The sequence below is a fragment of the Allostreptomyces psammosilenae genome (assembly GCF_013407765.1).
In the GTDB taxonomy this organism is placed as follows: domain Bacteria; phylum Actinomycetota; class Actinomycetes; order Streptomycetales; family Streptomycetaceae; genus Allostreptomyces; species Allostreptomyces psammosilenae.
Genome location: NZ_JACBZD010000001.1, coordinates 2,738,545 through 2,763,264, shown reverse-complemented (window position 1 = coordinate 2,763,264; position 24,720 = coordinate 2,738,545). Strand labels below are relative to the sequence as shown.

Here is a 24,720-nt window from a genome sequence, read left to right as displayed (position 1 = left end):
ACCGGCATGGACCAGCACCGTGACACCGGCACCGCCGTGACGGCCCCCGCCACCGACCACGATTCCGAGCCCGGCACCGACCGCTCCCCCGCCACCGGCCACGCCACCGCTTCTGCCACCGACCCCGATACGCTGCGGGGCCGGGTGGCCCTGGTGACCGGGGCCGGCACCGGGATCGGCCGGGCCACCGCCCGGGCCCTGGCCGCCGACGGCGCCCGCGTGGTGGCGCTCGGCCGTCGCCCCGAACCGCTCGCCGAGTGCGCGGAGGCGGACCCGGACGCCATCCGCCCGCTGGTCGCGGACGTCACCGCGCCGGGGGCGCCGGAGCGCATCGTGGGCGACGTCCTCCGGGACCACGACCGGCTCGACGTCCTGGTGAACAACGCGGCCGTCGTGCGCGGCGGGGAACTGGAGACCCTCTGGCGCGGGCGACGGGCGCGACCGTCCGGGCGCTGCGCCACTACGAGCGGGAGGGGCTGATCGGCTCCACCCGGGAACACAACGGCTACCGCCGTTACGACGAGTCCGCCGTGGGGCGCGTCCGCAACATCCGGTACCTGCTCGCGGCCGGCCTCACCCTGGAGGACGTGCGCTGCTTCCTGCCCTGCCTGGACGGTGACATGGCGACGGCCCCGCCCTCCCCGGAGGGCATCGAGGTCGCCCGGCGCCGGCTCGCCGTGCTGGACGCCCGCATCGCCGCCCAGACCGCCGCCCGGGAACGGCTGGCGCGGTCCCTGCGGCAGCTGGGGCCGGACGCGCCCGACGCTCCGGACACCGCGGTCGCCGCGGCCGAGCCGGTGAGCCCGGCCGCGTAGCGCCTTTCGCGCAGCGCCGTTCGCGTGGCGCCGTTCGCGTGGCGCCGTCCGTGGGCGCCGACCGCGTGCCGGAGGTGGCCGGTTACGCGCCGGACGCCGTCGCCTCCGGCACCGTCGCGGTCGGCGTCGCCGACAGGCAGGCCTCGGCGACCAGCACGTCCTGCTCGACCGTGCCGCCGGAGACCCCCACGGCCCCGACCACGTCGCCGTCCGCACCGAGGACCGGCAGCCCGCCGCCGAACGGGACCAGGCCGCCGTTGCTGTGGTGCAGGTCGTACGCCGGACCGCCCGACCGGGAGAGCTCGCCGATGGTCGCGCTCGGCAGGCGGAACAGCGCCGCCGTCCGCGCCTTGCGCACGGCGATGTCGACGGAGCCGAGCAGGGCGCCGTCCATGCGCGCGAAGTGCACCAGATGGCCGGCGGAGTCGACGACGGCGATGTTCATCGGCACGCCCATCTCGCGGGCCCTGACCAGACCGGCCTCGGTGCGGCGGACGGCTTCGTCGAGCGGGAACGTGGTCATGTGCTGCTTCCTCCGTGCTGTCCGGCAACCCGGCGTCGCCGCGCGGGTCCGCCGACCCGCTCGCCGGGCCGGCCCCTGACACGTTCGTCGGGGCGAGGGGGCGTCAGCCAGAGCACGGCCGTTACCGGGAACGGCTGTACCAGGAACGTCCACCCCGGGCGGGCGATACTGGGCGGCATGGGGAGACAGCCGCGCCCCCGCACGGAACTGGGGGCCTTCCTGGCGGTTCGGCGCGCCGCCGTGGCCCCGCAGGAGGTCGGCCTGCCACCGGTGGGTCAGCCCCGGCGGGTCCCCGGCCTGCGGCGCGAGGAGGTCGCCCAACTGGCCGGGGTGAGCGTGGACTACTACGTTCGCCTGGAGCAGGGCCGTACCGCCGGGGCGTCGGACTCCGTGCTGACCGCGATCGCCCGGGCGCTCCGCCTGGGCCCGGACGAGACCACCTACCTGCTGGAACTCGGCCGCCGCGGACCGGATGCGCGCGGGGGCGGCGGCGCCGGGGGCGCTGACGACGCGTCGGTCCGCGACGCCTCCGGTGGTTCCGGCGGTCCCGGGGGCTACGGCGGTTCCGACGGTTCCCATCCCGACGGACCGATCGACCCACAGACCCGGCTGCTGCTGGACACCATCGGCGACGCCTCCGCGATGGTGCTCGGGCGCCGGATGGACGTGCTGGCGTGGAACGCGGTGGCCACGGCGCTGTTCCTGGACTTCGCCACGGTGCCGGTGGAGCACCGCAACCTGGTGCGGCTGCTCTTCCTCGACCCGCGGGTCCGCGGGCTGTACGCCGACTGGGCGTGCGTGGCCAGCACCAGCGTCGCACTGCTGCGGATGGCGGCCGGGCCGAGGGTGCGCGACCCGCGGCTGGCGGCGCTGGTGGCGGAGCTGTCCGCCGCCGACTCCGACTTCCGGCGCTGGTGGGCCCGGCACGACGTGCGGGCGATGAGCCGGGGCAGCAAGCGCTTCGAGCACCCGGTCGCCGGACCGCTCACCGTGCGGTGGCAGGGGCTGAAGGTGATGTCCGCGCCGGAGCAGACGCTGATCGTGCACACGGCGGCCCCCGATCCCACCTCGGAGGCCGCCCTGCGCCTGTTGGCCGGTCAGGTGGCGGTCCGGCCCCGGTGAGCCGACCCGCGCTGCCGGGGAGCGTGCGGCGCCGCGTTCAGGGGTGGGGGCGCAGGATGAACTCCCCGGCCAGGTGAACGGCGTCGCGCTTGGTGCGGCCGGGGTGGTCGGCGGCGATGAAGTGGCGTCCGATCGCGAGGGCGAAGGCCAGCGTGGACCGCGCCTCGACCTCGTCGGGGTCCGCGATGAAGGCCGCGAACATCGCGCGGAGGAAGTCCATCCGCGCGTTGTCGATCCGCCGCAGCCGCTCAGCGACCTCCGGGTCCTGGCGGGCCCACTCGCGGACCGCGAGGTCGATCCGGTGCAGGTCGGCCGAGAAGGTCAGCTGGCCGGCGCGCCGGATCCGCTCGACGGGGTCGCCGGACTCCGACTCGACCCGCGCGAGGACGTCGAGGGTGCAGCGGCGTTCCCACTCGTCGAGCATCTCCGCGAGCAGCGCGGGACGGCCGTCGAAGTACCCGTAGAAGCCGCCCTTGGTCACCCCGAGCTCGGCGGCCAGGGCCTCCACCCGGACGGCGTCCGGCCCGCCCCTGGCGAGGGCGTCGAGGCCCGCTTCGATCCAGCGACTGCGGGGGGTCCGTGGGGTGGGGGGCACCTGTTCACCTGCTCTCGGGGCGTTGTCCGACTGCTCTCGGGGGCTGTCCGACTGCTCTCGGGGTGTCGTCCGACGGAGGTGTACGGTACCGTACAGATGCGATATACGGCTGCGTACAGAACGAGAGGTCGAAGCGTGGTACGACTCGCGAAGTCCGCCTACACGGAGCACCCCTGGCGCATCCACGCGCTCGCCCCCGACTTCCGGGTCGAGGACGTGTGGGCGTTCCGCACCCCGGGCGCCGGCCCGGACGACTTCCCGACGATGCTCGCGGCGATGCGGGCGGCCGGCGGGTTCGCGCGGCAGGGCCGGGCGGCGCGGTTCCTGTTCGCCGTCCGCTGGAAGCTCGGCGCGCTCCTCGGCTGGGACGACCCGACGGCGGGCGTCGGGGCGCGGGTGCCCTCCCTCCGCGACCGTCTGCCCGGCGACCTCCGCGACGCCGACCGTGGGCCGGACAGCGACGAGATGCCCCTGAAGGCCGTCTACGAGACCGCCACGGAGTCCGCCCGGGAACTGGCGAACAGGACCGTGCACACCGTGATGCACCTGGGCTGGGCGCCGGCAGCGGACGGTGACCACGAGCTGCGGATGGCGGTCCTCGTCAAGCCGAACGGCTGGTTCGGGCGCCTCTACATGGCCGCCATCGCGCCGTTCCGGCACCTCGTCGTCTACCCGGCGCTGGCCCGGCAGTGGGAGCTGGCCTGGCGCCAGCGCGACGACCTCGCGGCGCGGCAGACGGAGCGGCCGACGGAGCAGCGGACGGGGCTGCCGGTGGGGCAGCGGCCGGTGCGCGGGAGTGTGCGAGCGCTGCTGCGTTGGGCGAGCGGCATCATGCTCGTGCTGGGCGCGGGGCACCTGTTGCTGGTGGGGCTGCTGCTCCGGCAGGACTTCGCCCGCTGGGTGGAGGGCGGACCGTGGGCGGCCGTCCCGCTCGCGCTGTCGGACGTGGGCGCGGGCGCGGCGGTCGAGTCCGTGCGGGACCAGGTCGCCTTCTGGTCGGGGCCGGGGAGCTTCTCCGTGCCACTGGTCCTGCTGGGCTGCCTGACCTGGCACCTCGCCGGGCGCGGGGTGGCCGTGCCCGCCGCGATCGGCTGGGGCCTCGCGGCGTGGTGCTTCGTCGGCGGGGTGCTGCTCGTGCCGTCTCCGTACTTCGTGGGCGTCATCCCTGGCGTGCTCATCGTTCTGGCCGCGCGGAAGGCGGCCGGCTCCGGGGGAGGGCGCTCGGGGGCGGACGCGGGGGCGGACGCGGCCTGGGCGGGGGATGTGTAGGCGGGGGCAGATGCGACCCGGGCGGGGGATGCGGGGGCGGGGGAACTGCGCTCCGGGTGATGGGGGGGAATTGGCTGGTGGGGGTGGTGTTGATTTGCCAGGAGCATGCCAGGATTTCAAGCGGATTTCCGCAGGTGTTCTGGGGGGACCCCCTTTTTTAGGATTTCATGTGGTGATGGCGTGTCACAGCCCCTAACTTCGCCCTGTGGATAACTCCGTTCGGGGGTGTGGGTTGGCGCGGAGTGCGCTCCTGGTTAGGGAGAATTGCCTGGGGGGGTTGATTCGCCAGGAGCATGCCAGGATTTCTCGCGGATTCCTGCAGGTGTTCTGGGGGGACCCCCTTTTTCAGGATTTCATGTGGCGACGGCGTGTCACAGCCCCCAACTTCGCCCTGTGGATAACTCCGCCCGCCCCGCCTTCCCCGTCATCCCCGCGTCCTCCCCGCCCCCGCCTCCCCGTCGGCTCGGGTCTTGAGAGCGGCCCTCGGCGCGCCGCGGCCACGGAACACCCCTTACTGTGTAAGTCCTATAGTGTACGGGCTACACAATAACTGACGGGGGTTCCGCACGATGGAGATCCGTACGTTCGCGGAGACGGACCGTGCCGAGTTGCTCGGCCTCTTCGCCCGCGCGGGTGAGGGCGCTCCGACCGCCGCGCTGTGGGGCCACGCGGAGTCCGAGGCGGACATCTACCTCACCCCCTACATGGACCGGGAGCCCGACTCACTCTTCCTCGCGGTGGTCGACGGCGCGCTGGTCGGCTACCTGGCGGGGTGCCTCGACGGCGCCGCCTTCCCCAGCGAGAGCGCGCGCATGGAGGGCGCCATCCGGCGGCACCGCCTGGTCCTCCGGCGCCGACCCGCCGCCTTCTTCGCCCGCGCCGCCGCCGACTCGGCGTGGGCCGCGCTGCGGCGTCAGCCCACCGCCGGGGAGCTCGACGACCGGCGATGGCCGGCGCACCTGCACATCAACGTGGCACCGTCCGTCCGCGGCACGGGCGCCGCCGCCGCGCTGATGAACCGCTGGTTCGACCGCCTCCGGGAGCACGGCTCCCCGGGCTGCCACCTCCAGACCGTCGCCGAGAACACCCGGGCGGTGCGCTTCTTCCGGCGGATGGGCTTCGTCGAGCACGGCCCCACGCCACTGATCCCCGGCCTCCGGCACGACGGCCGGCGCGTTCACCAGCGCACGATGGTCTGGACGCCCTGACCGGCACGCCCATGCCGCGAGATCCCCGGACTGCACGCCGGGCAGGGCTGTGCTCCCCTGGAGAGGGGTGGTCCTCGACGTCGAACGAGTGAGAGGAACACGAGCATGGCTTTGACCAGCAACCGAACGGCCGCCACCGTGCTCTCCGTCGCGGCCACGGCGGCCGTGGCCACGATGGTGAACCGGGCCGTCCAGGACCGTGGTTCCGCCCGGCAGTGGGCGGCCCCGGCCTTCGACCGGGCGCAGTGGTGCAAGGAACAGTGCGAGAAGCACCCCGAGAACGTCGGGAAGGCGTGTGACTGCGCGGGCGGCGGCCCGCTCCTGTGGCGGCGGCGGTGACCTCCCGTCGCCCCCTCCGGGTGTGACTCCCCAGTGGTGCCCCCCCGGCGGTGACCCCCCGGCAGTGTGACCCCCGGCGGTGAGTTCGACGTCCGACGTCCGACGTCGGGCGCCGCCCGGCCGTGGCCCGGTGCGATCCGGGGCGGTCCCAGGTGATCCGAGGTGATCCGGTGCGATCCGGGGCGATCCGGTGGACATCCCGGCGCCGCCAGCCACCGTCGCCCCCGCCCGGGAGGCATGATGCGGGGGAGGGCGCCGATCCGTGGGCGGCGCGCAAAGCCGGCACCCGACCGACCCGGCGACGGGGTGGCCGTGGCGCGGGAGGCGAGGAGGTCGTGAGCATGGCGCAGCAGCGGCACGGGCCACAGCCGACGGCACACCGGCCAGAGGAGACGGCACACGGGCCCCGCACGGTGCGGGCGCCGCGCGGCACGGAGCTGAGCGCGCGCGGATGGCAGCAGGATGCCGCCCTGCGCATGCTGATGAACAACCTGGATCCGGAGGTCGCCGAGCACCCGGAGAAGCTGGTGGTCTACGGCGGCAGCGGCAGGGCGGCCCGCGACTGGTGGTCCTTCGACGCCATGGTGCGCACCCTGCGCGACCTGCGGGGCGACGAGACCATGCTGGTGCAGTCGGGCCGCCCGGTCGGGGTGCTGACCACCCACGAGTGGGCGCCGCGGGTGCTGATCGCCAACTCCAACCTGGTCGGCGACTGGGCCACCTGGGAGGAGTTCCGCCGGCTGGAGGCGCTTGGCCTGACCATGTACGGGCAGATGACCGCCGGCTCGTGGATCTACATCGGCACCCAGGGCATCCTCCAGGGCACCTACGAGACCTTCGCTGCCGTGGCGGCGAAGCGTTTCGGCGGCAGCCTGGCCGGCACCATCACCCTCACCGCCGGTCTCGGCGGGATGGGCGGTGCCCAGCCGCTCGCGGTCACCATGAACGGCGGCGTGGCGATCTGCGTCGAGTGCGATCCCAGCCGCGTCGAGCGGCGCATCGAGCACGGCTACCTGGACGTCCGGGCCGGCTCGGTGGAGGAGGCGCTGCGCCTGGCGGTCGAGGCGCGCGACGCCCGCCGCCCGCTCAGCGTGGGCCTGCTCGGCAACGCGGCCGAGGTGGTGCCGGAACTGCTGGCCATGGGGGCGCCCATCGACGTGGTGACCGACCAGACCAGCGCCCACGACCCGCTCGCCTACCTGCCGCTGGGCGTGGCGTTCGCGGACATGGCGGCGTACGCGGCCGCCGAGCCGGCCGAGTTCACCGAGCGCGCCCGGGAGTCGATGGCCCGTCACGTCGAGGCGATGGTCGGGTTCCGGGACGCCGGGGCGGAGGTGTTCGACTACGGCAACTCCATCCGCGGCGAGGCACGGCTGGCCGGCTACCAGCGGGCGTTCGACTTCCCCGGCTTCGTGCCCGCCTACATCCGCCCGCTGTTCTGCGAGGGCAGGGGGCCGTTCCGCTGGGCGGCGCTCTCCGGCGACCCGCGGGACATCGCCGCCACCGACCGGGCCGTGCTGGAGCTGTTCCCGGAGAACGAGTCGCTGGCCCGCTGGATCCGGCTGGCCGGCGAGCGGGTGCGCTTCCAGGGGCTGCCGGCGCGGATCTGCTGGCTGGGCTACGGCGAGCGCGACCGCGCCGGGGAGCGCTTCAACGACATGGTGGCCGCCGGGGAGCTGGCGGCGCCGCTGGTCATCGGCCGGGACCACCTGGACTGCGGCTCGGTCGCCTCCCCCTACCGGGAGACGGAGGGAATGCTGGACGGCTCGGACGCCATCGCCGACTGGCCGCTGCTCAACGCCATGGTGAACGTGGCCTCCGGCGCCTCGTGGGTCTCCGTCCACCACGGCGGCGGTGTCGGCATCGGCCGGTCGCTGCACGCCGGGCAGGTGACCGTCGCCGACGGCACCCCGCTCGCCGGGGAGAAGATCCGGCGGGTGCTCACCAACGACCCGGGAACCGGCGTGCTCAGGCACGTCGACGCCGGCTACGACCGCGCGGTGGCGGTCGCGGAGGAACGTCGGATGCGGATTCCGATGCGGGAGGACCCGGACGGACCGGAGGATCCCCCACCCGGCGGGCAGCCTGCCGGGCTGCCCGGTGATCCGCCCGCCGGGCGGCGCGCCGAGGACGGCGGGGGGAAGCGATGATGCCGCTGGCGGTCGAGGAGCGGTTGGGCGGGGCCGCCGACGGCTTCCGGCTGATGTGGCGGGAGCTGCTGCCGGTGGGGCGCCTGGGCTCGGGGGGCTACGCCCGGCACGCCTGGACGGCCGCCGACGCCGAGTGCCGTGACTGGTTCCGCCGGCAGGCGGAGGCGCGCGGGCTGCGCTACGAGGTGGACCGCAACGGCAACCAGTGGGCCTGGTGGGGCGATCCGGCGGCGGGCGGCGCCGTGCTGACCGGGTCCCATCTGGACTCCGTCCCCGGCGGCGGCGCCTTCGACGGCCCGCTCGGCGTGGTCGCCGGCTTCGCCGCGCTGGACGTGCTGCGGGACCGTCCGGACGTGCTGCCGGACCGTGGGGTCGCGCCGGGTGCCCGTCCGCTGGCCGTGGTGAACTTCGTGGAGGAGGAGGGCGCCCGGTTCGGTGCGGCCTGCGTCGGCTCACGGCTGACGACCGGTGCCCTCGGCCCCGAGGCGGCCCGGCGGCTGCGGGACGCCGACGGCCTCACCCTGGCCGACGCGATGGCGCGGGCCGGACGGGATCCGGGGCTGCTCGGTCCGGACCCGGAGCGGCTGGCGCGGGTCGGCGCCTTCGTCGAACTGCACATCGAGCAGGGGCGCCGGCTGGCCCTCACCCCCTCGCCGGTCGGCGTCGCCTCGGGGATCTGGCCGCACGGCCGCTGGCGGTTCGACTTCCACGGCGAGGCCAACCACGCCGGCACCACCGGCCTGGAGGAGCGCCGCGACCCGATGCTGAGCTACGCCAACACCGTGCTGGCCGCCCGCAAGAAGGCGCGGCTGGCCGGGGCGCTGGCCACCTTCGGCCGGGTGGAGGTCGAGCCGGGCGGCACCAACGCGATCGCCTCCCGGGTCTCCGGCTGGCTGGACTCCCGGGCGGCGGAGGAGGGCACGCTGGCCGAGGTGGTCACCGAGATCGAGCGGTCGGCGCGGGAGCGGGGCGCGCGGGACGGGGTCCGGGTGGAGGTCGCCCGGGAGTCGTACACGCCGGTCGTGGAGTTCGACGCGGCGCTGCGGGACCGGCTGGTGGCCACCCTGCGGGCGGCGTCCGGGGTGGCGCCCCCGGTGCTGCCGACCGGGGCGGGGCACGACGCGGGCGTGCTGGCCGCCGCCGTGCCGACGGCCATGCTGTTCGTCCGCAACCCCACCGGTGTCTCGCACTCCCCGCACGAGCACGCCGAGGAGGACGACTGCCTGGCGGGAGTGGCGGCCCTGGCGGACGTCCTCGCGGGACTGCTCGCCGACGGACCGGGCGGCGACGCCGGTCCGGGCGGCGACGGCGGGCCGGGCGGCGACGGCGGGCCCGTCGGCGGCGTCGCGGGGGTGCCGCGGTGACCGCCTACTGGGCCCGGCACGCCTGGACGGCCGCGGGCCGCCCGGACGGGGAGCCGGTCGTCGCCCCGCGGGTGCTGATCGAGGTGGACGCGCGGGGCCGGATCGCCGCCGTGCGCCCGGACAGCGGCCCGCCGCCGGCCGGGGCCGTGCGGCTGGACGGGCTGGTGCTGCCCGGCATGGCCAACGCGCACTCGCACGCCTTCCACCGGGCGCTGCGCGGCAGCGCCCAGCTCGTCGACGCGCCGGGCGACGCCACGCCGGGCGAAGCCCACCCCGGCGGCCACGGCGGCGGCCTCGGCAGCGGTCACGCCGGGGCGCACGCGGGCGGCGGCACCTTCTGGAGCTGGCGGGAGACGATGTACCGGTACGCCGCCGCCCTGGATCCCGACCGCTACCTGGCGCTGGCCCGGGCCGTCTACGCCGAGATGGCGCTGGCCGGAATCACCTGCGTCGGCGAGTTCCACTACCTGCACCACGCCCCCGGCGGCGCCCGCTACGACGACCCCAACGCGATGGGGGAGGCGCTGATCCGGGCCGCCGGCGAGGCCGGCATCCGGATCACCCTGCTGGACACCTGCTACCTGCGCGGAGGGCTGGACGGCACCGCCGGGTACCGGCCGCTGCGGGGGGCGCAGCTGCGGTTCGGCGACGGCGACGCCGAGGGCTGGCACGCCCGCTGGTCGCTGCTGCGGGAACGCTGGGCCGGGCACGGCACCGGGGGCGGCGGGTCCGAGCGCGTGCGGATCGGCGCGGCGCTGCACTCGGTGCGCGCCTTCGCCACCGAGGACGACTACGCGGCGTTCGTCTCCTGGACGGCGGGCGTGCCCCGGCACGTCCACCTGTCCGAGCAGCCGGCGGAGAACGAGGCGTGCCTGGCCGAACTCGGCCGCACCCCCACCCGGCTGCTGGCCGAGCACGGCTTCTGGGGGCCGGACAGCACGGCCGTGCACGCCACCCACCTCACCGTGGAGGACGTCCGGCTGCTGGGCGCGGCCGGGGCGACCGTGTGCCTGTGCCCCACCACCGAGCGCGACCTGGCGGACGGCATCGGCCCGGCCCGGGAGCTGGCGGAGGCCGGGTGCCCGCTCGCCCTGGGCAGCGACAGCCACGCGGTGATCGACCCGTTCGAGGAGGCGCGCGCCCTGGAGCTGGACGAGCGGCTGCGCACCCGGCGGCGCGGCCACTGGACGGCCGCCGAGCTGCTGGGCGCGGCCGGTGAGGCCGGGCACGCCGCGCTGGGCTGGCCGGAGGCCGGGCGGCTGGCGGAGGGCGCGCTCGCCGACCTGGTCTGCGTCGACCTGGAGTCGGTGCGCACGGCCGGTCCGCCGCCCGAGCTGGGCGCCCAGACCGCGGTGTTCGCGGCGTCCGCGGCGGACGTCCGGGACGTGGTGGTGGCCGGGCGGCCGGTGGTCCGGGACGGCACGCACCTGCTGGTGGAGGACGTCCCGGCGGCGCTGCGGGAGGCGATCGCGGCGCTGGACGTGCTGCCCGCCGGGGGCCGGCGGTGACGGCCGAGCTGATCGACGGCGTCGGCGCCCTGGTCACCAACGACCCGGGCCTGGTCACCGACGACCCGGCCCGGGGCGACGGCGGCCCGCTGGGCGTGCTGACCGGTGCCGCCGTCGTGGTGCAGCGCGGCCGGGTGGTGTGGGTGGGCCGGTCGGCGGACGCGCCGGCGGCCGACCGGCGGTACGACGCGGGCGGCCGGGCGCTGCTCCCCGGGTTCGTCGACTCGCACGCGCACCTGGTCTTCGCCGGGGACCGCACCGCCGAGTTCAACGCCCGGATGTCCGGCCGGCCGTACGGCGCGGGGGGCATCCGGACCACGGTGGCCGCCACCCGGGCCGCGGACGACGCCGCGCTGGAGGCGAACCTCGCCCGGCTGGTCGGCGAGGCGCTGCGGCAGGGCACCACCACCGTCGAGTGCAAGTCGGGCTACGGGCTGACGGTGGCGGACGAGGCGCGCTCGCTGCGGATCGCCGCCCGGCACGTGGACGAGGTGACCTACCTGGGCGCGCACGTGGTGCCGCCGGAGTACGCGGACGACCCGGGCGGCTATGTGGAGCTGGTCACCGGGGCGATGCTGGACGCCTGCGCACCGTACGCCCGCTGGGTGGACGTCTTCTGCGAGCGGGGCGCCTTCGACGCCGATGCCGCACGCGCCGTGCTGACCGCCGGGATGGCGCGGGGGCTGGTGCCGCGTGTGCACGCCAACCAGCTGGGGCCGGGCCCCGGGGTGCGGTTGGCGGTGGAGCTGGGCGCGGCGTCCGCCGACCACTGCACTCACCTGGACGACGCCGACGTGGACGCGCTGGCGCACGGCGAGACCGTGGCCACCCTGCTGCCCGGCGCCGAGTTCAGCACCCGGGGGCGCTACCCGGACGCCCGCCGGCTGCTGGACGCGGGGGTGACGGTGGCGCTGTCCACGGACTGCAACCCGGGGTCCAGCTACACCAGCAGCATGCCGTTCTGCGTGGCCCTGGCGGTGCGTGAGATGGGCATGACGCCGGATGAGGCGGTCTGGGCGGCGACCGCCGGCGGGGCCCGCGCGCTGCGGCGGGAGGACGTCGGCCGGATCGTGCCGGGTGCCCGGGCCGACCTGATGCTGCTGGAGGCCCCCTCGCACGTGCACCTCGCCTACCGGCCGGGGGTGCCGCTGGTGCGGGCGGTGTGGCGGGCCGGCCGGCGGGTGCCGGGAGTGGGCTCGGGCGGAGGTCGAGGCTGAGGCGGTCCGGGGCCGGTGCTCCCCGAACAGGGCAGGGCCCCGTTCCCGGACCGGGGGAAGGTCGGGAACGGGGCCGCAGGCCGGATCAGGAGGCCGGATCGGCCCGGATCAGGAGGCCGGATCGGGCCCGGATCAGAAGGCGGACTCGGGCAGCTCCATCAGGGAGTTGTCGATCCGCTCGGCGATCTTGCGCTGACCGGTCAGCAGCGGCAGCACGTTGGCCGCGAAGAAGCGGGCCGCGGCCACCTTGCCGAGGTAGAAGTCCCGGTCCTTGGCGGAGGCGGTCGGCAGCTTCTCCAGGGCGACGGCGGCCTGGCGCAGCAGCAGCCAGCCGACCACGACGTCGCCGGCCGCGTACAGCAGGCGGACGGTGTTCTGGCCGACCTTGTACAGCGCCTTGACGTCCTTCTCGGTCTCGCCGAGGTGGCCGAGCATGACGGTGACGATGCCCTGGAGGTCCTCGGTGGCGCGGGCGAGCAGGGCCCGCTCGGCCGCCAGCTCCTCGCCGCCGGTCTGGGCGGTGAGGAAGGCCTGGATCTCGCCGGCCAGGGTCATCAGGGCCTGGCCGCCGTCCTTGACGATCTTCCGGAAGAAGAAGTCCTGGCTCTGGATGGCCGTGGTGCCCTCGTACAGGGTGTCGATCTTGGCGTCGCGGATGTACTGCTCGATCGGGTAGTCCTGGAGGTAGCCGGAGCCGCCCAGGGTCTGCAGCGACTGGGTGAGCTGCTCGTAGGACTTCTCCGAGCCGTAGCCCTTGACGATCGGCAGCAGCAGGTCGTTGACGCGCGCGGCCTCGGCGTCCTCGCGGCCCTCCGCCTCCGCGACGGCGACCCGGTCCTGGTAGCAGGCGGTGAAGTAGACCAGCGCGCGCAGGCCCTCGGCGTAGGACTTCTGGGCCATCAGGCTGCGGCGGACGTCCGGGTGGTGGGTGATGGTCACCCGCGGCGCGCTCTTGTCGGCCATCTGGGTGAGGTCGGCGCCCTGGACGCGCTGCTTGGCGTACTCCAGCGCGTTGAGGTAGCCGGTGGACAGGGTGGCGATGGCCTTGGTGCCGACCATCATCCGCGCCGTCTCGATGATCTTGAACATCTGGCGGATGCCGTCGTGCACCTCGCCGAGCAGCCAGCCCTTGGCCGGGATGGTCTCGCCGAAGGTGACCTCGCAGGTGGTGGAGGCCTTCAGGCCCATCTTGTGCTCGACGCCGGTGACGAAGACGCCGTTGCGCTCGCCGAGCTCGCCGCTGTCCCAGTCGAAGTGGAACTTGGGAACCAGGAAGAGGGAGAGGCCCTTGGTGCCGGGGCCGTGGCCCTCCGGTCGGGCCAGCACGTAGTGGATGATGTTCTCGGAGAGGTCGTGCTCACCGGAGGTGATGAAACGCTTCACCCCGGTGATGTGCCAGCTGCCGTCCTCCTGCCTGACCGCCTTGGTGCGGCCGGCGCCGACGTCCGAGCCGGCGTCCGGCTCGGTCAGCACCATGGTGGAGCCCCACTTGCGCTCCACGATCTGCCGGGCGATCTTGTGCTGCTCCTCCGTGCCCAGCCGCCAGATGATGTTGGTGAAGTCGGGGCCACTGGCGTACATCCACACCGCCGGGTTGGCGCCGAGCACCTGCTCGGCCACCGCCCAGCGCAGCGACATGGGGGCGGGGGTGCCGCCCAGTTCCTCCGGCAGGTTCAGCCGCCACCACTCGGCGTCCATCCAGGCCTTGTAGGAGTCCTTGAAGGCCTCCGGCAGGGTGGCCGAGTTGGTGGCCGGGTCGAACACCGGCGGGTTGCGGTCGGAGTCGAGGAGGGAGGCGGCGAGCTCGTTGGAGGCGAGTCGCTCCACCTCGCTCAGGATGCTGCGGGCGGTGTCGGCGTCGATCTCGGCGAACGGCCCGGTGCCGTACACGGCGTCGCGGCCGAAGACCTCGAAGAGGTTGAACTCCACATCGCGCAGGTTCGACTTGTAGTGGCCCATGTCGTGCTCCGTGGTCCGCTCGGTGGGAGGAGGGGGCCGGCGGGAGTACCAGCCGGTAGCCAATATGATGCTACCCGCCGGTAACTATGTTCAAGCGCCAGGAGGCGCCGATTCGGCCGGCCGGCCACCCCCGCGCCGCCGCGCGGAGTCGCTAACCTGGATCGGGTGTACGGCTACCAGCAGTCCGCCCCCGGCGGGAACACCGGATACCAGTCCCCCGGCAGCGGGGGTGTTCCGCCGTACTCCGACGCGGGCGCGCCCGGTGCGGGTGGGGCCGGCGGGACCACCTACGACTCCGGCGCCGGCTACGGCCAGCAGTCCTACGGCACCGCCGACGCCGGTGCGGGCGCCGGCTACGGCGGCGTGCCGCAGCAGGGCTACCCGGACCAGGCCTACTATCCGGAACCGCAGACTCCGTCGCTGAGCGACGCCGTGCGCGCCTTCACCACCGGCGGCATGAGCGTCGAGGACTTCCAGGCGATCTTCCTGTCCGCCAAGGTGTACTGCCCCCGCGGCGAGCGGCCGGGCTTCCTGGCGCTGCACAACACCGCCCAACCGGTGATCCCGATGTTCTCCACGCTCAAGGAACTGCACCGGTACGCGGGGGAGGAGTCCAAGCACTTCGCCATCACCGGCGCCGAGGCGCTCGACCTGCTGCCCACCGGCTACGGGTTCGTGCTGGACCTCGAGGGCGAGCACCGCATGGTGTTCGACGCCAAGGCGGTGGAGGAGATGGTGGAGTTCATGATGCGGCGGATGTACGGCTGAGCCGCCATCGACGCGGCGCCGGAGGGGCGCTGACCCTCTGTCAAGCACCGACACGCTGAAACGCGCTCAGTTGGTCTAAAAGTGTGCTTATTGGTGGGTTCGTGGTCCCCGGTTGGTAGCCATCCGTGTATGACAGAACACCACAGCGTTCCCCAGCCGGCGGGCCTCGGGGCGGTGCGCACCAGGGGGCGGCACGCCCGACCCCCCTCCGGGCGCGGGCTGCGGCGGAGCGCGGCGGTGACTGCGCTCGCGGGTGCCGCGGCCGCCCCGGCGGCCTTCGCGGCCCCGGCCGCCGCCGCGGTCGCTGAGCAGAGCGTCCAGTACTGGTACCTCAAGGACGGGCACTGGTACTGGACGTCGCACTGGGACAAGTACCAGGCGCACCTGGCCGCGGGCGGCGTGGGCAACGGCACGGCCGGGCCGGACCTGACCCTCGGCGCCGACCAGACCGCCACGGCCCCGGCCTCCCCCTCCGGCGGCGGGGGATCCCGGGCGACCGAGCAGGTGCGGTACTGGTACCTCAAGGGCGGGCACTGGTACTGGACGTCGCACTGGGACAAGTACCAGGCGCACCTGGCGGCCGGCGGCGTGGGCAACGGCACGGCCGGGCCGGACCTCGACCGCAGCGCCGCGCCCCAGGGAGGCGACGCCGCCACCGGCGCCTCCGCCACCGAGGCCGAGAAGCCGGTGCGGTACTGGTACTTCAAGGGAAACCACTGGTACTGGACGTCGCACTGGAGCAAGTACCAGGCGCACCTGGCCGCCGGTGGTCTGGGCAACGGCACGACCTTCCCCGGCCTGCGCCCCGACGGGAACGAGGACGGCCCCTGGGACGGCGGGGGCGGCCAGGGCGGCGGCGTCGGCGGTGGCCCGGGCGGCGGTGGGGGCGGGAGCACCGACGACGACACCGAGGTCTCCAGCTTCTCCGTGACCGCCCTGCCCGGCCAGGGCGGCACCGACTCCGGCAGCACCCCGACCAACCCGGCGTCCACCACGACCTCGCCCACGGCCACCACCACGACGACCACGCAGACCTCCACCGACGCCACCGAGGACGGGGCGCCCGGCCTGACCACCGAGCAGGCCGAGCAGGTGGTCGCGTACGCCTACGCGGCGCTCGGCAAGCCGTACATGTGGGGCGGCGACGGGCCGGAGGGCTACGACTGCTCCGGGCTGGTGCAGCAGGCGTACCTCAGCGCCGGCCACTACCTGCCCCGGGTGGCCAACGAGCAGGCCGCCGCCACGATCCGGATCGAGCGGTCGGAGCTGCGCCCCGGGGACCTGGTCTTCTGGTCCACCGACGGCAGCGAGCGGGGGGTGCACCACGTGGCGATCTACATCGGCGACGACCGGTACATCGAGGCCCCGCGGCCGGGCAAGAAGGTGCGGATCTCCTCGCTGGACAACGGGTACACGCCGTCGTTCTACGGACGCGTGCCGTAGCGGGGCGCCCGTGGCGGGCGCCGCACCGGGCGGGGGAGGACGGACGGCCGTCCTCCCCCGCCCGTCGTGTGCGCGCGGGTGACGGGTGGCGGGCGGCGGCGGTGGCGGGCGGCCGGGGTGGCGCGCGGGAGCACTGGGCGAAAGTTGATTTTTGAACTATCCTGGTCCGTGCCCGCCCGAACGCGCGCACCCAAAAGGAGGCTGCCATGCCCGCCGTCACCGTCGACAACCCGCTGACCCTGCCCCGCGTCCGCCGCCCGGACCTCGCCACCACCGCCGTCCGCCGGGTGCGCTCGGTGACCACCGCCCCCTCCGGCTTCGAGGGCGAGGGGTTCCCGGTGCGCCGCGCCTTCGCCGGCATCGACGCGCGGCTGCTGGACCCGTTCATCCTGATGGACCAGATGGGCGAGGTGGACTACGCGCCCGGCGAGCCCAAGGGCACGCCCTGGCACCCGCACCGGGGCTTCGAGACCGTCACGTACATCATGGACGGGGCCTTCATCCACCAGGACACCCACGGCGGTGGCGGCACCATCACCAACGGCGACACCCAGTGGATGACCGCCGGCAGCGGTCTGATGCACATCGAGACCCCGCCGGAGGAGCTGGTGGTCAGCGGCGGGCTCTTCCACGGCCTGCAGCTGTGGGTCAACCTGCCCCGGAAGCAGAAGATGACCGCGCCGCGGTACCAGGACATCGGCCGCAACCACGTGCGGCTGCTGACCACCCCGGACGGCGGCGCGCTGATCCGGCTGATCGCCGGGGAGCTGGACGGCCACCAGGGGCCCGGCATCACCCGCACGCCGATCACGATGATCCACGCCACCGTGAGCGCCGGCGCGGAGCTCACCATCCCCTGGCCCGCCGACTTCAACGCCCTGGTCTACGGACTCGCCGGGCGCGGCACCGTCGGGACCGAGCAGCGGCCGTTCGGGCTGGGGCAGGCCGCGGTCCTCGGGGCCGGTGACGCGCTGACCCTCCGGGCCGCGGAGAGCCAGGACAGCCACACCCCCGCCCTGGAGGTGGTGCTGCTCGGCGGGCGCCCGATCCGGGAGCCGGTCTTCCAGTACGGGCCGTTCGTGATGAACTCGCACATCGAGGTGGCGCAGGCTTTCGAGGATTTCAAGGCCGGCCGCTTCGGGCAGATCCCGGCGCAGGGCTGAACCGCCACGCAGTGTGCGGGTGAGGAAACGCCTCCGTCACCGGTAAACCGGCGGCGGGGGCGTTCTCCGCGTTCCGGAACAGTGCGGTGTTTCACGTGGAACCAGGGTTACTGGTCGGTAATCAGCTGTGCCACACTGCCGGCCATGAACCCGCGAACCCTGCGCCGCGCCATGAACATCTGGCCCCCGTTCAGCTTCACGGGGGTGCGCGTCCTGGAACTGTCCGACGACTTCCGCCGCGCCCGCGTCCGCCTCGGCCTGCGCCGATGGAACCGCAACTACGTCGGGACGCAGTTCGGCGGCAGCCTCTACGCGATGACCGACCCGTTCTGGATGCTGCTGGTGATGCACAACCTCGGCCGCGACTACACCGTGTGGGACAAGGCCGCCGAGATCGAGTACGTCAGCCCCGGGCGCGGTGACGTCTTCGCGGATTTCCACCTCACCGACGAACGGCTGGCCGAGATCCGCTCCCTCACCGCCGAGGGCGGCAAGGCGCTCGTCTGGTTCGACACGGACGTGGTGGCCGCCGACGGCACGGTCGTCGCGCGGGTCCGCAAGCAGGTCTACGCCCGGCGGAAGAGCCGGGACGGAGCCCGCGTCAACTGACGGCCTGGCCGAAACTCTCCCGAATACGGAGACCCCCATTGCCCTTGGTTGGCCTGAACCTTATGTTGATAATCGGTCGAAGATGTTTTCGATGCGAAGACATCGACTGATCAGGGGGGATGGGGGGAGCTCATGGGGGAATTCGTCCGTTTCCGGATCATGGGGCCGCTGGACGTCCTGCTGCCGGGGGGCGGTCGGGTCGAGCAACTGGCCGGCAAGCAGCAGGTGCTGCTCGCGGTACTGCTGCTGCACGCCAACCGGCTGGTCACCACGGCCCAGCTGCGCCGCTACCTGTGGGCGGACAACCCACCCGACTCCGCCTCGGCCGCCCTCCACACCCACGTCAGCGGGCTGCGGCGCAGGCTCCGGCTGGCCGGCGGGGCCGAGCTGGCCGACCGCCTGGTCACCCGTCCCGGCGGCTACCTGTTCACGGTGCAGCCCGGCGAGCTCGACCTGCACCTGTTCGACCAGCGCGTCGCCGAGGCGGACCGGGCCATCGAGGCGCAGGACCCGGACCGCGCCGTGACGCTGCTGCGCTCCGCCCTCGCCCTGCAACGCGGCACCGTGCTGGGGAACGTCGGCTCCGAGGCGCTGTGCCTGGTGGACGTCCCGCGCATCGAGGAGCGCCTGCTCTTCGCCACCCTGAAGTACACCCGCGCCGAACTCGACCGCGGCGGTCACCTGCGCGTGCTCGGCGAACTGCGCGCCCTGGTCGCCACCCACCCCCTGCACGAGGGGCTGCGGGCCCAGCTCATGCGGGCGCTCAGCGCCGCCGGCCGCAAGACCGAGGCACTCCAGCTGTACCGGGAGGGACGCACCCTGCTGGTCGAGGAGGTCGGCGTCGAGCCCGGCCCGGAGCTGCAGCGGATCCACCGCGAGGTGCTGGCGGACGCCGACCGCGAGGAGCACAGCCGCCCCGCCGAACCCCCGGCCGACCCCGGCACGGACCCCGGCGAGGGCGCCGGCGGCCACCCGGAGCCGGTGGCGCGGGAGGACGGCGACACCGCCGCGGCGTCGGACACCGCCGCGGCGTCGGACACCGCCGCGGCGTCGGACACCGCCGACCACACCCCGCGGCCGGACGGCGCGGCGGACCCGGGCCCGGAACCCGCCGCCCCCGGCAACGTGCTCCGGATCGCCGACGACTCCGGCCCCCGCCCCCTGCCCGGCGACGCCGCCGCAACCGGCCGGCACCGGGACGCCCACCCCGCCCCGGCCCTCGGCGAGCAGCGGAGCGGACGCCGCCCGGACGCCGCCGAACTGCGCCCCGTGCCCGCCGTGGCCCCCGGGGAGGACCCCGACCCGGCCCGCAGCCTCTACCTGCTCGGCCAGACCTACACCGAACTCGGCCACCCCGCCCGGGCCCGGGAGTGCTTCCTCGCGGCCATCTCCGAGGCGGAACGGCCCCCGGGGGACGTGCGCACCCTGGTGATGGCGCTGCACGGCCTCGCCGTGGTGCTGCGCGGTGACGACTGGTGGAGCCAGGCCCTGGCCACCCTCGCCCGGGCACGGCGGATCAGCCACCAGCACGGCGACGACGTCCTCCAGGCCCGGACCTACGCCGTGATCGCGGAGACCTACCGCGAGATGGGCTGCATCGCCGAGGCCGACGCCGCGCTCCGCCACGCCTGGGAGATCGCCCGCGGCAGCGACGTCTGGGCCTTCATGCGCGACGCCGACCCCGAGCCCGTCCCCGAGCGGCAACCGCGGCGCCGCGCCCCCGGCCGGATCACCAGCCAGGCCATCTAGTCCGGCTCGCCCGCCCGGTCCTCCGCCTCGCTCGCGTCCCCGGTGGGGGCTGGCATGGGGCCCCCTTCGAGGCGCGTTCAGCATCCGCGAGAGCCGTCCTTGAGCGACTCTTCAGACAAGCGTGCGTAAATGGTGTGGCCTCGCCCCGGCTCCGCCGGCGGACGCGGCACACCGAGCTCAACACCGCCTGCGTCGCTGTCGCCGCCGGCGGACGTGCCCGCCGTCCGCCACCGGCGCGCGGGCACCCCCGGCCGCGCACCGCGCCCTCGCGGAGACAGCCGCGCCCACCGAGCCGTCCCGTCACGCTCGGAAGCGAACACGGCAGCACAGAAAGGTGTCCCGAGTTGAGCCCTTACACCTCCCGTGACCAGGCCGTATCCGCCTTCCAGCAGTTGTTCGAGACACTCCAGACCTACGACTCCCTCTCCGAACGGCTACTGGAACGCGGGCTGACGCTGCACTTCGCCCACACCGACCCGGAGATCGACATCTTCGTCGGACCCGGGCAGGTCCTGGTGGACGAGGTTCCGGAGCCCGCCAGCATCGCCCTGCACCTGTCGACCGAGGACGCCCACCACTTCTGGCGAGGCCGACTCCCGCTCGTCGTGGCGCTGGACACCGGCCGCCTCGTCGTGCGCGGCCACCTGCCGAGCGTGTTCCAGGTCTTCCAGATCCTCGCGCCGGCGTTCCTGCGCTACCCGCTGATCTCCGCCCGCGCCGCCGTCGCCTGACCCCACGCCACGGTCACAACCAGAACCGGACGGACGAAAGGGAACACCCGAGATGACCTCCGTCGCGCCCACGCTCTCCGACTACCGGGCGCTCCGCAGCACCGGGACACCGTCCTTCTTCGCGCTCCCCCCAGCGGTGGAGCTGCTGCGGGACCGGGTGCGGGAGTTCGCCGAGACCCAGTTGCGCCCGGCGGCCGAGCGGGCGGACGACGGCCGGGGCGGGTTCGACCAGAGGGTCCTCGACGCCGGCCACGACATCGGCCTGCTGCGCATGATCGTGCCCGAGGAGTACGGGGGGCTCGGCCACGGCATCCTCGGCACCGCCGTGGTGATGGAGGAACTGGCCGCGGTCTGCGCCAACTCCGCCCTGGTCTTCGGCGCCAACGTCCTGGCCCAGGCCGCCGTGCTGCTCTCCGGCAACCCGCTGCTGCAGTCCCGGTACCTGACCACCTTCGCCGACGAAGAGCCCGCCCTGGCCTGCAACGTGGTCACCGAGGAGACCACCGGTACGACCGAGGTCGTCCTCCAGGGGCGGTTCGCGCTCGTCGACGACGGACTGGTGGCCCGGCGGGACGGCGACCACTACATCATCAACGGTCACAAGCGGCACGTCACCAACGGCCGGCTGGCCAGCTGGGCCTGCGTCTACGCCAACCTGGTCGGCCGCTCCGGCTCGGTCGGCCTCACCGCCTTCATCGTCCCCCTGGACGCCGAGGGCGTCACCCGCAGCGACACCCCCGACGGCCCCGGCCACGGGCCCTGCCTCGAAGCCCACCTGGACTTCACCGAGGTACGGGTGCCCGCCGAGAACGTCGTGGCCGGCGAGGGCAACGGCGAACACCTCAGCGCCCTGCAGTCCAACCTGATCCGGGCCTCGGTCGCCGCCATCTCCACCGGCGTGGCGCGCGGGGCCTTCGAGATCGCCCACCGCTGGAGCGCGCACCGCCGCCTCGGCGGCCTCCCGCTCTTCCGCCACCAGTCGGGCGCCCGCAAGCTCGCCGAGATGAGCTCCAAGATCGAGGCGGCCCGGCTGCTCTACCTCCAGGCCGCCCACCAGGTGGACAACCTGCTGCCCACCCCCTCCTACGGCCCCGCCGTCGCCAAGCTCTTCGCCGACCGGATCGCCATCGAGGTGGCTGAGGAGGCGATGTCCGTGCTCGGCTCCCGCGCCTACGCCCGCGAGTGCGGCCTGGAGCGGTACGTCCGCGACGCCTTCGGCACGCTCACCCACGAGGGCACGCCCGAGACGCTGGCCCAGGAGATCGCCGACGCCCTCTACCCCGGCGGCCGGCCGTACTCGCTGGACCCGCCGGCCGTGCCCGTGGCCACCGACGCGCCGCGGCCCGTGGTCCGCCGCCTCGGCCCGTCCGAGTCCGGAGGCTGGTGACGCCGCCCCGCCCCCGCCTGACGCGGCACCGCCCGGCCGGGCCCCGTCCGGCCCGGCCCCGCCCCGCCCGTGGCGCGGGCGCGGGCGGCCGGCCTGCGCCGACCGCCCGCGGTGCCTGACCGCGTCTCACCCCTTCGGCTTGGCGTAGCCGCGCTGCTCCTCGGCGAAGTCGAACACCACCGCCGGCTCGTCGCCGACCACCCAGGCGTCGTGCCCGGGCGAGCAGACGAAGACGTCACCGGGGCCGAAGTCCTGCTCCGGCCCGTCGGCCATCCTGATGTGCAGCCGGCCGCTGAGCACGTAGCCCTTGTGCGCGAACTCGCAGTACTCCGTGCCGGCGATCGGCTTCACCGACTCCGACCAGCGCCAGCCCGGCTCGAACGTCGCGACCCCGAACTCCAGCCCGGGCAGCTCCACCACGTCCAGGTGGCCGTGCGGGAACTCCCGGTGCTCGTCCGCCCGGTGGGTGTTCTTGGCCTCCAGCATGCCGAGCCACCTCCTTCCCTCCCCTCCACGCTTCCACCAGCCGCGTCCCGTCGCAACGGGCGCGTCCGCCGCAACGGGCGAGTCGGGCCGCAACGGACGCGGGCCGGTGGCGGAGGGTTATCCGCTCGCACCGGTGGTAGCCGTCCGGCGCCCTACGGGCGGACGCCCCGACGCGGGGCGCCCCGGGGCGAGCAGCACCACTGTCGTGGAAGTCGGAAGGGAAGTTGCCGTGGCCAAGGACGTCATCGACCTGATCACAGCGGACCACCGGGTGATCGAGAAGTTGTTCGACAAGTTGAAGTCCGGCAAGGGGGACCGCTCCGCCCTGGTCGAGGAGGTGGGCCGGCTGCTCGTCGCACACTCCAAGGCCGAGGAGGAACGGGTCTACCCGATCGTGGCCAAGGCGGCGCCCGACGAGAAGGGCCAGGTCAGGCACAGCGAGGAGGAGCACGCGGAGGCGGAGCAGCTCGTCGAGCGGCTGCGCGGCACCGATCCGGGCGCCAAGGAGTTCGACACCCTCGTCGAGCAGCTCGTGGACGCGGTCACCCACCACGTGCAGACCGAGGAGACGGAGGTGCTCCCGGCGCTCCGCGAGGCCGTCGACCGGGACCGGCTGCTCGACCTCGGTAGCCAGTTCGACAGCCGTCGCAGGCAGGTGCTCCAGGAGTTCGAGCAGGGCGGCGCCGACGAGGAGGGGATGTCCCGCGAGGAGCTGTACCAGAAGGCGCGCGAGGAGGACGTGCCCGGCCGGTCGCGGATGAAGAAGGACGAGCTGGCCGAGGCCCTGCGCGAACTCCACCACAAGCACTGACCAGCGCGCCGACCGTCGCGCCGGCCATCGGTCGCCGCCCGTCGCGGCCGGGTGCGTCGCCACCGCGGCGCCCCGGCCGCGACGGGCGCGGTGGTCCTCCGGTCCGGTGCCGCGACTCGGCCATCCGCTCGAATGCCGGGCGGCGGAAGGTTCTCCGCGGTCGCCGAGGGTAACGGGATGCGGACCCTCGGCGCCCATGCCGAACGAGGAGGAGGACCAACCCGTGACCTTCAACCCCCTGGAGCAGCGCGGCATCCCGCTGGACCGCCAGGTGCGCAACTGGCGCGAGCTCAACGTCACGCCGATCGACCCGGACCGCGCCGACCCCTACACCCGGTGCCGGATCATCACCATGAACGGCATCGAGGTGGAGGCGTCGCTCTTCAGCCACCAGTTCGCCCGGCACTGCCCGGACGCCGAGGTACGGCGTCAGCTCGCGCAGACCCGCTACATCGAGCAACAGCAGCAGAAGGCCGTCAACTGGCTGCTGCCCGGGCTGGCGTCGGTGCTGGAGACCACCATCGCCTACGAGCAGGTCGCCGTGGACCTGACCGCCTGGGTGGCGCGGATGGAGCCCGACCCGTACCTGAAGCAGGCCTACCAGTTCGGCGTGCTGGAGGACTTCGACCACCTGTACCGGTACGCCAACCTGTACGAGATGATCGAGCACCGCAAGGCCGAGGTGGTCGTCGACGGCCTCACCGAGGTGATGCCGGGCCGGCCGACCAAGTTCCACCACCGCGACCCGGTCGACAACGTGCGCGACCCGTACGACCGCACGACCGCCAACCCGCTCTCCAAGCTGCACGCGCTGACCATCATGTCGGCCGAGCAGCAGACCATGAACTTCTACATGAACGTCGGTCCCGAGTACATGGAACCGATCGCCCGCCAGCTGTACCAGGAGATCGGGCTGGTGGAGGAGGAGCACGTCACCCACTACGAGTCCCTGGTGGACCCGGGCGAGACCTGGTGGGAGCAGCTCGTCAACCACGAGTACAACGAGTGCTACCTCTACTACTCCTTCATGGAGCAGGAGAGCGACCCCAGGGTGAAGGCCATCTGGGAGCTCCACCTGAACATGGAGCTGGAGCACCTGCGGATCGCCTGCGACCTGATGCGCCGGCACGACGGCCGGGAGCCCGAGCAGGTGGTCGCCCCCGAGCTGCCGAACGTGCTCACCTTCGAGCCCAACAAGGCGTACGTCCGGGAGCTGCTGGACACCCAGATCGACCTCACCACGCTGGGCGCCGGCTACGTGCGCGAGGCGCACGAGCGCTTCGAGCGCATGCAGGAGGCGATCAACGGCGGGGAGCAGCCGCCCAGCGAGCGGATCATCGACGAGCACCGGGCGATGTACCAGGGCGGCGAGTACCGGGCGCAGACCGAGGGGGAGCACCCGGTCCCCGCGCTGCGCGGCTGACCCGGTCGGCGCGCTGACCCGGCCAGCGCGCCTTGGCCCCCGAACGGGCGGGGCGGCACCCACGGTGCCGCCCCGCCCGTT

Annotated in this window: 22 protein-coding genes and 1 pseudogene; 19 read left to right on the top strand and 4 right to left on the bottom strand. The window is 74.1% G+C overall.

From position 1 onward, the window contains the following. Positions 1-6 precede the first annotated feature (6 nt). Positions 7-480, top strand: coding sequence for an SDR family oxidoreductase (locus FHU37_RS29515; RefSeq protein ID WP_179814062.1), 474 nt, complete (start codon positions 7-9; stop codon positions 478-480). Further along, positions 420-815: a MerR family transcriptional regulator gene (locus FHU37_RS11270; RefSeq protein WP_179816192.1), complete on the top strand. Its 396-nt coding sequence runs from the start codon at positions 420-422 to the stop codon at positions 813-815. Before FHU37_RS29515 ends, FHU37_RS11270 begins: the two co-directional genes overlap by 61 nt. An 82-nt stretch (positions 816-897) precedes the next feature. On the opposite strand, the gene FHU37_RS11265 is transcribed toward FHU37_RS11270, so the two are convergent. Further along, positions 898-1,338, bottom strand: coding sequence for a GlcG/HbpS family heme-binding protein (locus FHU37_RS11265; protein ID WP_179814061.1), 441 nt, complete (start codon positions 1,336-1,338; stop codon positions 898-900). Positions 1,339-1,515: 177 nt separating this feature from the next. On the opposite strand from FHU37_RS11265, the gene FHU37_RS11260 reads away from it, so the two are divergent. Further along, the gene (locus FHU37_RS11260; RefSeq protein WP_179814060.1) at positions 1,516-2,460 is read left to right on the top strand and encodes a helix-turn-helix domain-containing protein; all 945 of its coding nucleotides are present in this window, start codon (positions 1,516-1,518) and stop codon (positions 2,458-2,460) included. Between the two features lie 37 nt (positions 2,461-2,497). Here FHU37_RS11260 and FHU37_RS11255 read toward each other — a convergent pair whose 3' ends face one another. Continuing rightward, positions 2,498-3,055, bottom strand: a complete 558-nt coding sequence (locus tag FHU37_RS11255; RefSeq protein WP_179814059.1) for a TetR/AcrR family transcriptional regulator — start codon at positions 3,053-3,055, stop codon at positions 2,498-2,500. Positions 3,056-3,151: 96 nt separating this feature from the next. Between FHU37_RS11255 and FHU37_RS29510 the strand changes: the two are divergent. The 7 genes and pseudogenes from FHU37_RS29510 to hutI form a co-directional block, all read left to right on the top strand. After that, positions 3,152-3,769: pseudogene (locus FHU37_RS29510) on the top strand (DUF2867 domain-containing protein); the annotation flags it as partial. 1,124 nt (positions 3,770-4,893) lie between these two features. Continuing rightward, entirely contained in the window at positions 4,894-5,532 is a 639-nt protein-coding gene (locus FHU37_RS11240) for a GNAT family N-acetyltransferase (RefSeq protein ID WP_179814058.1), read from the top strand. A 105-nt stretch (positions 5,533-5,637) separates the two neighbouring features. Further along, positions 5,638-5,871 (top strand): hypothetical protein, encoded by a 234-nt coding sequence (locus FHU37_RS11235; protein WP_179814057.1) that lies wholly within the window; start codon positions 5,638-5,640, stop codon positions 5,869-5,871. A 341-nt stretch (positions 5,872-6,212) separates the two neighbouring features. Further along, positions 6,213-8,021 carry a urocanate hydratase gene (hutU, locus tag FHU37_RS11230; RefSeq protein WP_179814056.1) on the top strand — a complete coding sequence of 603 codons (1,809 nt, stop codon included), beginning with the start codon at positions 6,213-6,215 and terminating at the stop codon, positions 8,019-8,021. After that, complete coding sequence (locus FHU37_RS11225; RefSeq protein ID WP_246449770.1) at positions 8,021-9,385, top strand: allantoate amidohydrolase; 1,365 nt, start codon at positions 8,021-8,023, stop codon at positions 9,383-9,385. The genes hutU and FHU37_RS11225 overlap by 1 nt, the downstream gene beginning before the upstream one ends. Next, complete coding sequence (locus tag FHU37_RS11220) at positions 9,382-10,893, top strand: formimidoylglutamate deiminase (protein ID WP_179814055.1); 1,512 nt, start codon at positions 9,382-9,384, stop codon at positions 10,891-10,893. Before FHU37_RS11225 ends, FHU37_RS11220 begins: the two co-directional genes overlap by 4 nt. Continuing rightward, positions 10,890-12,110, top strand: a complete 1,221-nt coding sequence (gene hutI / locus FHU37_RS11215) for an imidazolonepropionase (RefSeq protein WP_179814054.1) — start codon at positions 10,890-10,892, stop codon at positions 12,108-12,110. The genes FHU37_RS11220 and hutI overlap by 4 nt, the downstream gene beginning before the upstream one ends. A 132-nt stretch (positions 12,111-12,242) precedes the next feature. Here hutI and FHU37_RS11210 read toward each other — a convergent pair whose 3' ends face one another. Then, positions 12,243-14,069: an acyl-CoA dehydrogenase gene (locus FHU37_RS11210; RefSeq protein WP_179814053.1), complete on the bottom strand. Its 1,827-nt coding sequence runs from the start codon at positions 14,067-14,069 to the stop codon at positions 12,243-12,245. Positions 14,070-14,234: 165 nt separating this feature from the next. On the opposite strand from FHU37_RS11210, the gene FHU37_RS11205 reads away from it, so the two are divergent. From FHU37_RS11205 to FHU37_RS11175, 7 genes are all read left to right on the top strand, one after another. Continuing rightward, on the top strand, positions 14,235-14,837 hold the full coding sequence (locus FHU37_RS11205) for an SseB family protein (RefSeq protein ID WP_376773924.1): 603 nt from the start codon (positions 14,235-14,237) through the stop codon (positions 14,835-14,837). Positions 14,838-15,074: 237 nt separating this feature from the next. Further along, positions 15,075-16,280 carry a C40 family peptidase gene (locus FHU37_RS29290; RefSeq protein ID WP_179814052.1) on the top strand — a complete coding sequence of 402 codons (1,206 nt, stop codon included), beginning with the start codon at positions 15,075-15,077 and terminating at the stop codon, positions 16,278-16,280. A gap of 206 nt (positions 16,281-16,486) precedes the next feature. Beyond that, positions 16,487-17,443 carry a pirin family protein gene (locus FHU37_RS11195; protein WP_179814051.1) on the top strand — a complete coding sequence of 319 codons (957 nt, stop codon included), beginning with the start codon at positions 16,487-16,489 and terminating at the stop codon, positions 17,441-17,443. Positions 17,444-17,587: 144 nt separating this feature from the next. Continuing rightward, positions 17,588-18,052: a DUF4442 domain-containing protein gene (locus tag FHU37_RS11190; protein ID WP_179814050.1), complete on the top strand. Its 465-nt coding sequence runs from the start codon at positions 17,588-17,590 to the stop codon at positions 18,050-18,052. A gap of 132 nt (positions 18,053-18,184) precedes the next feature. Then, the gene (locus tag FHU37_RS11185) at positions 18,185-19,801 is read left to right on the top strand and encodes an AfsR/SARP family transcriptional regulator (protein ID WP_179814049.1); all 1,617 of its coding nucleotides are present in this window, start codon (positions 18,185-18,187) and stop codon (positions 19,799-19,801) included. Positions 19,802-20,145: 344 nt separating this feature from the next. Then, complete coding sequence (locus FHU37_RS11180) at positions 20,146-20,532, top strand: hypothetical protein (RefSeq protein ID WP_179814048.1); 387 nt, start codon at positions 20,146-20,148, stop codon at positions 20,530-20,532. 52 nt (positions 20,533-20,584) lie between these two features. Continuing rightward, complete coding sequence (locus tag FHU37_RS11175; protein ID WP_179814047.1) at positions 20,585-21,919, top strand: acyl-CoA dehydrogenase family protein; 1,335 nt, start codon at positions 20,585-20,587, stop codon at positions 21,917-21,919. A 126-nt stretch (positions 21,920-22,045) separates the two neighbouring features. Here the strand turns inward: FHU37_RS11175 and FHU37_RS11170 are convergent, their stop codons facing one another. Then, positions 22,046-22,405: a cupin domain-containing protein gene (locus FHU37_RS11170; RefSeq protein WP_179814046.1), complete on the bottom strand. Its 360-nt coding sequence runs from the start codon at positions 22,403-22,405 to the stop codon at positions 22,046-22,048. 229 nt (positions 22,406-22,634) lie between these two features. Between FHU37_RS11170 and FHU37_RS11165 the strand changes: the two genes are divergently transcribed. Beyond that, positions 22,635-23,216, top strand: coding sequence for a hemerythrin domain-containing protein (locus tag FHU37_RS11165; RefSeq protein WP_179814045.1), 582 nt, complete (start codon positions 22,635-22,637; stop codon positions 23,214-23,216). A 223-nt stretch (positions 23,217-23,439) separates the two neighbouring features. Continuing rightward, positions 23,440-24,639 (top strand): hypothetical protein, encoded by a 1,200-nt coding sequence (locus tag FHU37_RS11160; protein ID WP_179814044.1) that lies wholly within the window; start codon positions 23,440-23,442, stop codon positions 24,637-24,639. Positions 24,640-24,720: the final 81 nt, after the last annotated feature.